Source organism: Ralstonia pickettii, assembly GCF_000607165.1.
GTDB classification, from domain to species: domain Bacteria; phylum Pseudomonadota; class Gammaproteobacteria; order Burkholderiales; family Burkholderiaceae; genus Ralstonia; species Ralstonia holmesii.
Genome location: NZ_JFZG01000006.1, coordinates 484,533 through 496,973 on the forward strand (window position 1 = coordinate 484,533; position 12,441 = coordinate 496,973).

General features: G+C 66.0%; 12 protein-coding genes and 1 tRNA gene. 9 read left to right on the forward strand and 4 right to left on the reverse strand.

Going from position 1 to position 12,441, the window contains the following annotated elements:
* Positions 1-12 precede the first annotated feature (12 nt).
* Together BG83_RS0108500 and BG83_RS0108505 are read right to left on the reverse strand one after the other, a co-directional pair.
* The gene (locus BG83_RS0108500; protein ID WP_024976312.1) at positions 13-1,335 is read right to left on the reverse strand and encodes a DUF3999 domain-containing protein; all 1,323 of its coding nucleotides are present in this window, start codon (positions 1,333-1,335) and stop codon (positions 13-15) included.
* On the reverse strand, positions 1,332-4,193 hold the full coding sequence (locus BG83_RS0108505; protein WP_024976313.1) for a DUF2339 domain-containing protein: 2,862 nt from the start codon (positions 4,191-4,193) through the stop codon (positions 1,332-1,334). The genes BG83_RS0108500 and BG83_RS0108505 overlap by 4 nt, the downstream gene beginning before the upstream one ends.
* A 171-nt stretch (positions 4,194-4,364) precedes the next feature.
* Here BG83_RS0108505 and BG83_RS0108510 point away from each other — a divergent pair, with 171 nt between their 5' ends.
* The 5 genes from BG83_RS0108510 to BG83_RS27700 all read left to right on the forward strand — a co-directional run bounded on the left by BG83_RS0108510 (position 4,365) and on the right by BG83_RS27700 (position 7,135).
* A complete protein-coding gene (locus tag BG83_RS0108510; RefSeq protein ID WP_024976314.1) occupies positions 4,365-4,916 on the forward strand; it encodes a YaeQ family protein in 552 nt (183 codons plus the stop codon).
* Positions 4,917-4,958: 42 nt separating this feature from the next.
* Complete coding sequence (locus BG83_RS0108515) at positions 4,959-5,312, forward strand: FKBP-type peptidyl-prolyl cis-trans isomerase (RefSeq protein WP_024976315.1); 354 nt, start codon at positions 4,959-4,961, stop codon at positions 5,310-5,312.
* Between the two features lie 64 nt (positions 5,313-5,376).
* Positions 5,377-5,452, forward strand: a tRNA-Cys gene (locus tag BG83_RS0108520).
* A gap of 136 nt (positions 5,453-5,588) precedes the next feature.
* Positions 5,589-6,329 carry a gamma-glutamylcyclotransferase gene (locus BG83_RS0108525; RefSeq protein WP_024976316.1) on the forward strand — a complete coding sequence of 247 codons (741 nt, stop codon included), beginning with the start codon at positions 5,589-5,591 and terminating at the stop codon, positions 6,327-6,329.
* An 11-nt stretch (positions 6,330-6,340) separates the two neighbouring features.
* Positions 6,341-7,135, forward strand: coding sequence for an ankyrin repeat domain-containing protein (locus BG83_RS27700; protein WP_024976317.1), 795 nt, complete (start codon positions 6,341-6,343; stop codon positions 7,133-7,135).
* A 28-nt stretch (positions 7,136-7,163) separates the two neighbouring features.
* On the opposite strand, the gene BG83_RS0108535 is transcribed toward BG83_RS27700, so the two are convergent.
* Positions 7,164-8,870 carry a long-chain fatty acid--CoA ligase gene (locus tag BG83_RS0108535; protein ID WP_024976318.1) on the reverse strand — a complete coding sequence of 569 codons (1,707 nt, stop codon included), beginning with the start codon at positions 8,868-8,870 and terminating at the stop codon, positions 7,164-7,166.
* Between the two features lie 210 nt (positions 8,871-9,080).
* Here BG83_RS0108535 and trxA point away from each other — a divergent pair, with 210 nt between their 5' ends.
* The 4 genes from trxA to BG83_RS0108555 all read left to right on the forward strand — a co-directional run bounded on the left by trxA (position 9,081) and on the right by BG83_RS0108555 (position 11,565).
* On the forward strand, positions 9,081-9,926 hold the full coding sequence (gene trxA / locus BG83_RS0108540; protein ID WP_024976319.1) for a thioredoxin: 846 nt from the start codon (positions 9,081-9,083) through the stop codon (positions 9,924-9,926).
* Positions 9,927-9,935: 9 nt separating this feature from the next.
* Positions 9,936-10,601, forward strand: a complete 666-nt coding sequence (locus BG83_RS0108545) for a DsbA family protein (RefSeq protein ID WP_024976320.1) — start codon at positions 9,936-9,938, stop codon at positions 10,599-10,601.
* A gap of 81 nt (positions 10,602-10,682) precedes the next feature.
* Positions 10,683-11,099 carry a bacteriohemerythrin gene (locus tag BG83_RS0108550; RefSeq protein ID WP_024976321.1) on the forward strand — a complete coding sequence of 139 codons (417 nt, stop codon included), beginning with the start codon at positions 10,683-10,685 and terminating at the stop codon, positions 11,097-11,099.
* Between the two features lie 97 nt (positions 11,100-11,196).
* The gene (locus BG83_RS0108555; protein ID WP_024976322.1) at positions 11,197-11,565 is read left to right on the forward strand and encodes a thioredoxin family protein; all 369 of its coding nucleotides are present in this window, start codon (positions 11,197-11,199) and stop codon (positions 11,563-11,565) included.
* Here BG83_RS0108555 and tcdA read toward each other — a convergent pair.
* The gene (gene tcdA, locus BG83_RS0108560) at positions 11,533-12,438 is read right to left on the reverse strand and encodes a tRNA cyclic N6-threonylcarbamoyladenosine(37) synthase TcdA (RefSeq protein ID WP_024976323.1); all 906 of its coding nucleotides are present in this window, start codon (positions 12,436-12,438) and stop codon (positions 11,533-11,535) included. The genes BG83_RS0108555 and tcdA overlap by 33 nt on opposite strands.
* Positions 12,439-12,441: the final 3 nt, after the last annotated feature.

A 12,441-nucleotide genomic window follows, 5' to 3' on the forward strand; every position in this document is an offset into this window, starting at 1 on the left:
GAGCAAGGTCGATTACGTCGATGCATCCGGCGGTACGGCCGGCGCGCGGAACAACCGCCAGGCCATGCCGCCCAGCACCGCCACCGCCGCCAACAGCGCGCCCCACAGAACCCACTGGCGCTTGCGGCCGCCCGGGGGCTCTGCCGTCAGCGCGTCGGCAGGCGAATCGCTCATCGCGCCAAGTTGTGCCTGCGCAATGGCAGGCGACGCACCCGCGAGCAAATCCGCCCGTGCGACCGGATTGCCGCGCGCCACTTCCGCCACCGCCAGCATGAACGGCACATTACCGCGCGCCGCATACGTGACCGTGGCCGGACGCCAGCCGATTGCCAACTGCGGCGCGCCGGCACCCAGGCCACCGCTGCGCGTGTCGACCTGCAGACGCCAATAGCGCTCGCCCGTCGCAGGCACGGTGATGCCCGCATTTTCCTGCTCCCCCTTCCCGTCGGCCCCCGCCAGCCGGAACAGGCGCGCGGAAGTCACTGGCCGCCAGGGCGCCTGGGCATCGGCACGCGCATACAGCGTCGCCTGCGCGACGGTGTTGGCTTGCGGCAGGTGGATCTTCACGCGTTCGACCGGGAACACGCCGCCGGTATCGAAGTCGTAATCGCCGGCGGCGGGCGTTTGCACTGGCGCCAGACCTGAGCGCCACTGGATGGCGTTATCCGCAAGCGCCACCGGCGCACCGGCGGCCAGCTCCGCACGCACCGCATCCGGCACAGGCGGCTTGCCTTGCCACGTCAGGCGCAAGTATTTCGCCCGTAGCCCCGTGAACTCGATGCGATCCTGCACCAGCGTGCTGCCCTGATTGGACAGGCGGAACAGCGTGGCCTGGGCGACGGGGCTCCAGTGCTGCAGGTCATCGCTGGCCTGCACGCTCACACCGCTCTGGAATTCCGCAGCGGGCAGCGCAACGATCAGCGCCGTCACCGTGTCACGAAGCTGGCTGAGGTCGACCACCCACGCACGGACAGACGCCTGAGATAGCTGGACGCCCGTTGCGCGCAGCACGCCATCGGTACCGAGCACGACACCAGCGGCACCCGGTTTCTGCACATCGTCGATGGGCGTGGCGAACCAGTGCACGTCGTGCAATGTGCGAGCCTGTGGCGCCGGATCGCGCGGGATATCGATGGTGAACGGCACGGGCTCGCCGTCGCCATTGAGGATGCGCAGATCAGCCAGGCTGGCCTCGTGCGCATGGGCGTAGACGTCTTCGCTGAGCGTGACGGCGTAGTAAGGGGCGCCGGGCGTGCCGGTCAACGCAAAGCGCTCGGCCCAGGCCGGCGCAGACAACAGCGATGCCGCAGCCATCGCAAGAACAACCTTCTTCACAGAACCTCCCCGGTTTCAGCTTCGGCGCTGGTTTTGGGCTTCGGCGGCAACGGCGACAGATAGCCGATCAGCAACAGCAGCACGCCAATACCGATGAATGACACGATGCGCTCGACACCCGTGACGCGCGACAGATCGAACAGGAACAGCTTGACCACCGTCACGCCCAGCAGCGCCCCGCCGGTGAACCACAGCACGCGGCTGGCGCGCCGCGTGGCAAACACCATCACCGCCAACGCCAGCACCGTCCAGAACATCGACAGCGACGCCTGCACCAGCATTGAGGCGCCCAGATCGTCCAGCGTGTAAGGCACGTGCGCCCAATGGTGCAGCGTGCGCAGCAGCACCGCGTTGGCCCAGATGAACAGTGTCGCGCCGATGGCGTAGCCGATCACCATCGGCTCAGGCACAAGCTTCTGCAGCGCCACGCGGCGCATCCACAACGCGATGGCGAAGAAGACCAGCAGTTGCGCGACGTCCAGCGGATTGAGAATCGGCAGGTAGAACAGCGGCGCGGCATTGCCATCGCTGGCGGCGCTCGCCAGGCTCCACAGCCACAGCAGGGCAGCCAGCGGCGCGGCACCCCATAGCAGGTAGGCGCGCTCGAACCGGGCGATGGGCCAGCGGATGCGCCAGCCTGCGCCCGCCAGCAGTGCAAGCAACGCGCCGTAGGCATAGGCCCAGGCGGCGAAGCTCCAGGTGCCCTCGGGCACGTAGGCATCGAGGCGCCAGTAGCCTTCCGTCGCGAGTACGCCGCAGATCAGCCAGAACAGCACGGTATGCAGCGGCGCGAGGATGGTGTCCTTCACGTCGCGCTCCTGGCGGCGCAACAGCACGAAGGTCAGCACCACAGCCGCAATCCACACCAGCCCGCCCCAGCCGGCCAGCGGTGACGGCACCCAGTGCTCGATCGCAGCCAGCGAAACCAACGCGAGCACCGGCGACAACGCCAGCGCAGGCCATTCGGCCAGCGCCCAATCGAGCTTGCGACGCAGGCCGTGCGCAGCCCACGCCGTCAGCACGGCGAAGGCCGCATACAGCGGAATGTCGGGCCGGTCGACTGTCTGGCTGGCGAAGCGCCAGGCCCAGCGGTCGATCTCGTTGCTGCCGCTGCCGAGCCACCACAGCAAGCCCCACACCGACGCGACGATGCCAAGCACCGGCGCCGCCTTCAGCCACGCCCGAGCCTCCGCCTTGCCATGCAGGCGCCAGCCGCTGAACACGCCCGCCAGCGCAATCAATACCCCGCCGATATAGCGGCTGTTGAGCACGGCCCAGCCGTTCTGCGGCGCCCAATCGAATACCGCGTCCACGGCGAATGCTGCGCCCGCCGCGAGCTGCAGGAGCAGGCCTGCCGCCAGCGCCAGCCGACGCTGCTGGCGCACGCCCAGCCACACCACGGCGGCCCCTTCCAGCGCCCACACCGCACTGGTGGTGCGCCCGTCGAAGGCCAGCGGAATCGCCAGCGTGATGAAGATCACGCCCAGCGCGAACATCGCCTCGTACAGGAGGCCAAGGTTCGCGCGCCTGGGCGCAAGCCAGCCCGCAATTGCCAGATAGAACGCGGCCAGCGCGGTGGCGCTCCACGCCATCGCAAACGGAATGTGGTGCACCAGCCCCGCCTGCAACCCCATCGCCACCAACGGCGTGCCGAACACCAGCGTGCCGTCAACGTAGTTCGTCAGGCTGATATGACGGCGCAGCGCGGTCAGCAGCGCAATGCCCACATACATCAGGAAGAAGAGGATCAGGAACGGTTCGGTGCTCGCCAGCAACGACGGCTGATAGCGCAGCACGCCCCACGCCGTGGCAATGCCGAACGTAAAGACGAAGCCCAGCAGATTCAGCGCCCGCCACGCCCGGAACCACGCAATGGCGAAGATGCCCGCATTGAGCAGCGCGTAATAGCTGAACAGCGCCACGTGGCTGCCTTGGCCCGTCGAGATCAGGATCGGCGCGAGGAAGCCGCCCGCACTGCCCGTAAAGGCCAGCGCTGGCGCGTTCTGCTTGACGGCCAGCCCGGCGGCCAGCGCGCAGATGAGCACCAGCAGCGGAAACGCCATTCCGGGGCTGAGCAGTGGCACCACGCGCGTGGCTGCAAATACCGTCAGATACAGCACGCCGACCCCGCCGCCCTGCAGCACGAGCGCATAGCCCGGACGCTTCTCACGCAGGTGCCAGCCGATGCCCAGCAACGCAATTGCCCCGACCGCCACACCCGCCAGCCGGAATTCGACGGGCAGCAGGCTGTTGTCCGCCGCGTACTTGAGCAGGAACGCCACACCGAAGAACAGGATCAGGATGCCGACCCGCACCACGCTGTTGCCGCCCAGCAGCCAGTCGCGGGCAGCGCCGACGGCGCGCTCGACCCAATCGGGCTCGTGCGGCGCCAAGACCGGCGCGGGCTGGGGAACAGGCTGAGGCATTGGCTGCGCAGCCACCACCTGCGGTGTCGACGCAGGTACGGCAGGCGTCTCCACCGGTGGCAACGCCTCGGCCACGATCGGCGGCGCCTCAACGGCAGCGGCCTCCACGTTGGCGGGCGCTGCAAACGTTCCACCTTTGATTTCAGCCATCTGCCGGCGCAGGAGCGAAACCTCGTGCTCAAGCTGCGCCACTCGTTCCTGCAGCGTGGCAGGCGGTGGCGACACGGCAGCCTGCGCGGGCGCATGGCTCTGCGCAGCGCCGGTTGCGCCCGGCGCGTCGGGCGGATTTGCCCACTGCGCGCTTGCCCGCTTGTCCATGTACAAAATCAGCGATGCCAGTCCCAGACCGATCAACGCCCCAAAGAACGCCCCGACGACGCCCCCCGACAGGCCCCCAAGCAGCAGGCCCACGATTCCGAATATCCAACGCATCGTTCTGATTGTCCTGTTTGGATAGGAAAAATATGCGCCGAATAGCGCACGCACCGCTCGTATACCGCAAACCGCCGCCGTTGGGAATGCGCCAGGCCAATGCCGTCAGCTTCACCAGCCCGTGCGACAATGCGCGCTTTGCCAAAAACGGCCCATCCACCGACCACCCGCATGGCCCTGAAATCCACGATCTACAAGGTCGATCTGCAGATCGCCGACATGGATCGCCACTACTACGCCAATCACGCGTTGACCGTCGCCCGCCACCCCAGCGAAAACGACGAACGCATGATGGTGCGCGTGCTCGCCTTCGCTCGCCACGCCAGCGAAACGCTTGCCTTCACGCGTGGCCTGTCCGAGCCCGACGAACCCGAACTCTGGCAGCGCGACCTGACCGACGCCATCGAACTGTGGATCGACCTCGGCAACCCCGACGACACCCGCATCCGCAAGGCCAGCAACCGCGCCGAACAAGTCGCCGTCTATACATATAGCGGCAACGCAAGCCGCGTGTGGTGGCAACAAATCGAGACCAAGATCACGCGCTTTGCCAACGTGTCGGTGTACGAAGTTGCGGCGGACACCGTGGCCGCGCTAGCCGCCATGGTGGAACGCACCATGCGTCTGCAAGTCACCATCCAGGACGGCGACATCTGGATCGCCAACGACGCCGACAACGTCCACGTCCAGATCGAAACGCTCAAGGCCGCGGACGCCGCCTGAGCCCTTTCCCCTCATCACCCACGCCACTCCACGAGGCTCATCATGACCATTGAAACCACCGCAAGCGGCCTGCAATACGAGGATGTCGTCGTCGGCGACGGCGCTGAAGCCACGGCCGGCAAATACGTCACCGTGCACTACACCGGCTGGCTGTACGAAAACGGCCAGTCCGGCAAGAAATTCGACTCCAGCAAGGACCGTAACGACCCCTTCGCCTTCCACCTGGGCGGCGGCATGGTCATCAAGGGCTGGGACGAAGGCGTTCAAGGCATGAAGGTCGGCGGCACGCGCAAGCTGATCATTCCGGCGGCCCTGGGCTATGGCGCACGCGGCGCAGGCGGCGTGATTCCCCCGAACGCAACGTTGCTTTTTGAGGTCGATCTGCTGGAAGTTTGATCCTGCGCTAGAATCCGCCCCGGCTTGCGATGTGCCACACGGTGCATCGCAAGCCGCCTCCCCCGGCGGGGTGGCAGAGTGGTCAATGCTGCGGCTTGCAAAGCCGTATAAGACGGTTCAATTCCGATCCCCCGCCTCCAGTTTTCCGGCTGCGCATGCTCCACCGTTGCGGCCGCGCCATAGTCAAACGCCCCCCGAGCATCGCAACGCCCCGTTTCCGGGCCATCGGCCGTCCGCCCGCGTGACCACTCGTAACGATTGCTCTATGCTTGCGACATGGCCGTCACCCGAGAGGATCTCGAACAGAACCGGTTGCGCGCCGCCCTGGGTGATTCGCCCGTCGCGTCGTCGTTGCTGACCGAGGCTGCGCTGGAAGCGTCGCTTGCATCGACGCTCGCGCGGTTGTCGGCCGCGCACGGCGAATGCCAGGACGCCTGGGTGTTCGGCTACGGCTCGCTCATCTGGAACCCGATGATCTTCCATACCGAGGCCGCCCGCGCCACGGTGCATGGCTATCACCGTGGCTTCTATCTCTACTCCCGTATCAATCGCGGCACTTGGGACAACCCCGGACTCGTGCTCGGTCTGGACCGTGGCGGCAGCTGCCGAGGCGTAGCCTTCCGCGTACCGCGCGACCATGCGGAGCACGAATTCCGCGTGCTCTGGCGCCGCGAGATGCTGACCGGCGCGTACCTCCCCCGCTGGCTGCCCACCGAAATCAATGGCCGACGCGTCATGGCGCTGGCTTTCGTCATGAACCGCGCGCATGAGGCCTATGCCGGCCGTCTGCCCGACGAGCGCGTGGTCGGCTGCCTGCGCGAGGCGGTCGGGCTGTACGGGCCGGCACGCGAATACCTACAGCGCACGCTGATCGGCCTGGCCAGCAATGGGCTGCACGATCCGTATCTGGACCGCCTGTGGTCACGCCTGCAGGCCACCGACGCGGCAAACGCCCCCTGCGCGACAACGGACGCAACCGACACCGCGCCGCTTCCCGATCCCTATCTCAGCGCCTGAACCCGCCCGCCATGCTTATCGCTCCGCGCCCCGCGATCAACCAGCTCATCGGCGTCATGCTGGGGATGGCACTGGCCGTGGGCGACATGGCCAATGCGTGGCAGGAGCAACACCTGCCGGTCCTGCATGTGGCAGCCAACGCGAGCGCCAAAGTGGCACCCGGCGCGGCACGCCCGGCCGACGCCCGCCCCACCCGCCGCAGCGACCCCGCCACGCGTGACCGCGACCTGATCCTCGCCGCGCAGGCCGGAAACACGATGGCCATCCAGTCGTTGCTGGCCGAAGGCGCCAGCCTCAAGGCGCGTGATGCCGAGGGCCGCACGGCCCTCATCGCCGCCGTCATGGCGCACATGGGTGCGGCGGCACGCTTGCTCATCCAGGCCGGTGCCGACGTCAACCTGCAGGACAACACGCAGAACAGCGCCTTCCTGCTCGCTGCCATCCAGGGCGATGCGGAAACGGTACGCCTGGCCCTGTCGCACGGCGCCAACCTGCGCGCCACCAACGCTGATGGCGATACTGCGCTTATCCCGGCTGCGCGCCGTGGCTACGTCGAAGTCGTCAACGAACTCGTGAAGGCCGGCGTACCGCCCGATGCCACCAACAACCTGGGCCTGACCGCGCTGATCGAAGCCGTGGCCCTGGGCGATGGCAGCGACAAATACGAGAAGACCGTGCAGCTCCTGCTCGACGGCGGCGCCGACCCCAACCTGGCCGACCGCGGGGGCGTCACGCCGATGCGGCATGCGCGTCAGCGTGGCTTCCACGGGATCGGCGCACTCTTGTTCAAGGCGCGCGGACATTGAAAAAGGGGCCACTGAGGCCCCTTTCTCATTATGCCGCCGCAGGTTTCGCGGCCACTTCGTTCCTTGCGTTTTCCTGCTCCTGCAACGTGCGCCACATCACCTTGCCCGTGCCGGACTTGGGCAGCGCATCCACAAACTCCACCACGCGCGGGTACTTGTAGGCGGCCATGTTGTCGCGCGCCCAGTTGATGATGTCCTCTTCGGTGGTCTTGCCCTTGGCGTGGGCCTTGAGCACCACCACCGCTTTGACCGACTCGCCGCGATACGCATCGCGCGTGCCGATGATGCAGGCCTCCTGCACGTCGGGGTGCTTGTACAGCAGGCTCTCCACCTCGGCCGGCCAGACCTTGAAGCCCGACGCATTGATCATGCGTTTCAGGCGATCGGTGAGGAAAAAGTAGCCATCTTCGTCCATCCTGCCGAGGTCGCCCGTGCGGAAGAAGCGCTTGCCTTCGAATTCGATGAAGACTTCGGCACTGGCCTGCGGCTTGCCCCAGTAACCCAGGAAGACCTGCGGGCCGCTGACGATGATTTCACCCACCTCGCCAATCGGCAGCTCCTGCAGCGTCTGCGGATCGACGATGCGAGCGTCGGTGTTGAACACGGGAATGCCCAGGCACTGCTGCTTGGCCCGATCCGCCGGATTGCTGTGCGTAGGCGCGATCGTTTCCGACAGGCCGTAGCCTTCCTGGTACGCGAGGTTGAAATCCTTCAGCAACCGCTCGGCCACTGCCTGCGGCATCGCCGCGCCACCGCCGCCGATGTAGGCCAGGCTCGACAGGTCGAACTCCGCCAGCTGCGGGCTCGCCAGGAAGTCGATCACCATGGTCGGAATGTTCGTCCAATGCGTGATCTTGTAGCGCGAGATCAGCCGTCCTGCCACCTCGCGGTCCCAGCGGGGCAACATCACGACCGTGGAGCCCATGTAGATCGGTGCGTTCATGCCGTACTGCATGCCGGTCACGTGGAACAGCGGGATGATCGACAGACTCACGCCTTCCTTGGTCGAACTCGACCACATCGAACCGCCCACCACGTTGTGCATGACCGTGCGATGCGGGTGCATGCAGCCCTTCGGAAAGCCCGTGGTGCCCGATGTATACGGCATCACCGCCAAGTCGTCCGGCCCAGCGGTGTGCGGGCGCGGCACGAGGCGCTGTGCGAGCGCATCGTTCCATGCCACGGCGCCGGGCTGCGTCGGATGCTGCGCGGTAATCCACGCGGGGGGGGCATCTTCGGGATATTCGTACTGGGCCGGCAGCGCATCGGCGTACGACGTGACCAGCAGGTGCTTGGTGCGTTGCGCCTCCGGCAGCTCGGCGTTGGCCGTGGTCACGTTGACGGCCAGATCTGCGCTGCAGATGACCGTAGCGGCGCCCGCATCGGTGATGTAATGCTTGAATTCTTCCGGCCGGTTCATCGGATTGACCGGCACGACCACCGCATCAGCGCGCAGGATGCCGTAATACGCGGCCATGAACTGCGGACAGTTCTGCATATAGAGCAGCACGCGGTCGCCCTTCTGGACCCCCGCCACCTGCTGCAGCCAGCCAGCCACGGCCACCGCATCGTCGTGCAGCTCACGGAAGGTGGTGTGGCGACCGTAGAAGATGATCGCGTCCTTGTCCGGATAGCGTCGGGCAGACACTTCCAGGTTGTACCAAAGGCTCGTTTGCGGCGAGCTGATGTTGTGCGGCAAACGTCGGGGCCAGAACTGGAAGTGCGGTCGTGTCATGCCATGTCTCCGTGAATCTGTGTGTTGTTTTTACCGGATGGTATCCGAACGATCGTTCTATTTTCAACCGTTGCCCTGACATACGTTATTGCGGCGGACAAAAGGCGGGCAGATCGCCTGGAAACGGTCTGCTCCACCCCCAAGTAAAATGCACGATACCTCTCGCCGGTGCGTATGCCGGCGCCATTGCCCCTCAGGAGAATCCCGACGATGAGCGACATCACCTCGCAGAATTTCGCGCAAGAAGTGATCGAAACCTCTCGGCAGGTCCCAGTGCTCGTTGATTTCTGGGCGCCATGGTGCGGTCCGTGCCGCACATTGGGCCCGATGCTGGAAAAGCTGGAGGCCGAGTACGCCGGAAAATGGAAGCTCGCCAAGATCAACTCGGACGAAAACCCCGAGCTTTCCGCCCAGTTCCACGTGCGCAGCATCCCGTATGTGGTGGCGTTCGTGGATGGCAAACCCGTCGACCAGTTCGTCGGCATCTTGCCCGAAGCGCAATTGCGCGCGTTCCTGAACCGCGTGATTCCGCAACCCGCAGAAGTCGCCTATCGCGAAGGGCTGGCCGCGAGCCAAGCCGGTGAAACCGCCCACGCGCGCGAAGCGTTCCAGAACACACTGGCATTCGACCCGGGCTTCGATGCCGCCCGCTTTGAACTGGTGAACCTGTTGCTGGACAGCGGCGACGTGCATGCCGCGCAGGGCGAATTCGCACTGCTCTCCCCCAAGGCGCCGCAGGACGAACGCTATGCCCCGCTGGAAACGCGGCTGAAGGCCACCGAACGGGCCGATACGCTGCCCGATGCCGGCGCCCTGCGCACGGTCGTGGGAGCGGAGCCCGGCAATCTGCAGGCGCGGCTCGATCTGGCGCAACAGTACATCGCCGGCAAGGATTACGAAGCGGCCTTGGAGCAATTGCTCGCCATCGTTGAGCGGGATCGCACATTCCGTGACGACCTCGCCCGCAAGACGATGGTCTCGGTATTCGACATGATGCGCGACGCACCGCAGGCGGTATCGCACTGGCGCCGGCAGCTGGCGTCCAAACTGAATTGAGGAGCCGTCATGCGACTGATCTACGTAGCCGATCCGATGTGCTCCTGGTGCTACGGTTTCGGCCCGCAGTTGGCTGACCTGCGCAAGCGGCTGGCCGACACCCTCGGCGCGCCTGTGCCCGTCACGCTCATCACCGGCGGCCTGCGCCCCGGCCAACGCGAACCGATGGCTGCAGACAAGCGCGACGAAATCCTGCACCACTGGCATGCCGTGGCCGAACGCAGCGGCATGCCGTTCGACCAGTCGCCCGAGGCGGCCATACGCCGCAATGGCTTCGTCTACGACACCGAACCCGCCTGCCGCGCCGTCGTCATGGCGCGCGAGCACTGGGCCGAGGACGACGAACGCGTGCTCACCGTCTTCCATGCCATCCAGCGCGCCTTCTACGCCGAAGGCCGCGACACCACACAAGCCGACGTGCTGCGCGACGTTGCACTCGCCAATGGCGTTGAGGCGGCACACTTCGATGCCGTGTTCGACACGGACGCGTTGCGCGACGAAACGCGCGAAGACTTCCGACTGTCGCGCCGCTGGGGCATCACCGGCTTTCCCAGCTTGCTGGCCGAACTGGGCGGTGCGCTGTATCAGATCGGGCGTGGCTATGCGCCGTCGGTGGCGCTATACACGCGGGCGGTAGAAGTGCTTCAGCAGCATCCCGCACCGGACGCCGGCTAATACGTTTGCCCGACGTCAAACTGTGGTGAGGTGGCCGTCGCTTAAGCTGACCGCCTCGCCCATCCAATTCTTCAGCCTGCCATGCCCGTGATCGAATGGTCCGAGGCGCTCCAACTAGGAGACGCCGCCACCGACGCCAACCACGCCGAATTCTGCGCGCTGCTCAACGCCATCGCAGATGCCTCGGACGCCGAGTTCATTCCCGCGCTCGACGCCTTCATCGACCACACCGAGCACCATTTCGGTGAAGAAAACGCGTGGATGGACGCCGCGGACTTCCCCCCGCGCCACTGCCACCGCGGTGAGCACGACAACGTGCTGGCGCTGTGCCGCGAGGTGCGCAAGCGCGCCGCCGCCGGCGAGATGGATCTGGGCCGGCGGCTGGTGGCGGAATTGCCAGAGTGGTTTGCCCAGCATGTGGACGTGATGGACCGCATGATGACGACGTACCTGGCGCAAATGGGCAGCGCGGTGCGCAACATCGAGCACGTCGGCTGAACCCGGGTTGTCGACCGGCGGTCTGCTGCCTAGAGTCAAAGTGGCCCTGCCCGCTGGCCTTCGTTGCGCGGGCGTCCACTCCACCCTGGGAGCGCCCATGAAGATCGTCAACGAAGCCTCGTTTCAATCCGATGTGATCGACGCCTCGCAACGCAGCCCGGTGGTGGTGTGCTTTGCCGCGGAGTGGAGCCACCCAAGCCAGTCCGCCGTGGCCAGCCTCGAACAGATGGAATCGAGCTACGCCGGACGCGCCACATTCGTCACCATGGATTTCGACGAGAACCAGCACACCGCTGATCGATACGGCGTGTCGGTCATGCCTGGTTTTGTGGTCTTTGCCAACAGCCAGCCACGCGACGGATGGTCGGGCGTGTATGCCGACGCCATCCGCGAGAAGCTTGATCAGGTCATCCCTCGATCAAGCAGCACGCCGTCAGACACCGGCGATCGCACGCAGCGCCGTTGACGCGGCCACCATCCCGAACACCGCCGTCACGCAGACGGACGAGCCAAAGCCCGCGCATGCCAGGCCTTGCGGCCCCTGCTGCGCAGGCTGCGGAGCGGGCGGCGCGTTGACCACGGCAATATCCCCAGCCGCTGCAAGGTCGTCGATGCCGGCGTGGCTCGACTCGACCGGCAACTCGACGGCGCACGCCTGCTGCTCGGGTTCGGGATAGCGCAGCGGCTCGTCCGAGAAGACGGCATCGATGCCGAAACGTGACTTCGGGTTTTTCGGAAAGCCATGCTGGCGGCGGAGGTTGCCGCGCACCTTGGCGAGCAGCGGATCTTGAATCGTGCGCGAGAGGTCCGTCACGCGAATGCGCGTCGGGTCCAGTTGCCCGCCTGCAGCGCCGCACGTCACCACGCGTTTGCCGGTGCGTTTGCAGAACGCGATGATGGCCGTCTTCACCTTCACCGCATCGATCGCGTCGATCACGTAATCGAACGGATGGCCAAGCAGTGTTTCGACGTTCTCGACCGTCACGAAATCATCGATGCGGCTGATCTCGGCGCGCGGATTGATCTGCAGGATGCGCTCGGCCATGGCGTCGACCTTGGCCATGCCATACGCATCGCCCAGCGCGTGAATCTGCCGGTTGGTGTTGGACACCGCGATGTGATCGAGGTCAATCAGGGTGAACTTGCCCACACCGCAGCGCGCCGCCGCCTCGGCCACCCACGAACCCACGCCGCCGATGCCGATCACGCACACGTGCGCCGCCGCAAACCGCTCCAGCGCCTGCGGACCGTACAACCGGGCAACACCGCCAAACCGGCGTGCGTATTCATCATCGAGGACGGGCGGGTGCGCTGGCGCGCTGATTGCTACTTGGCTCATGAC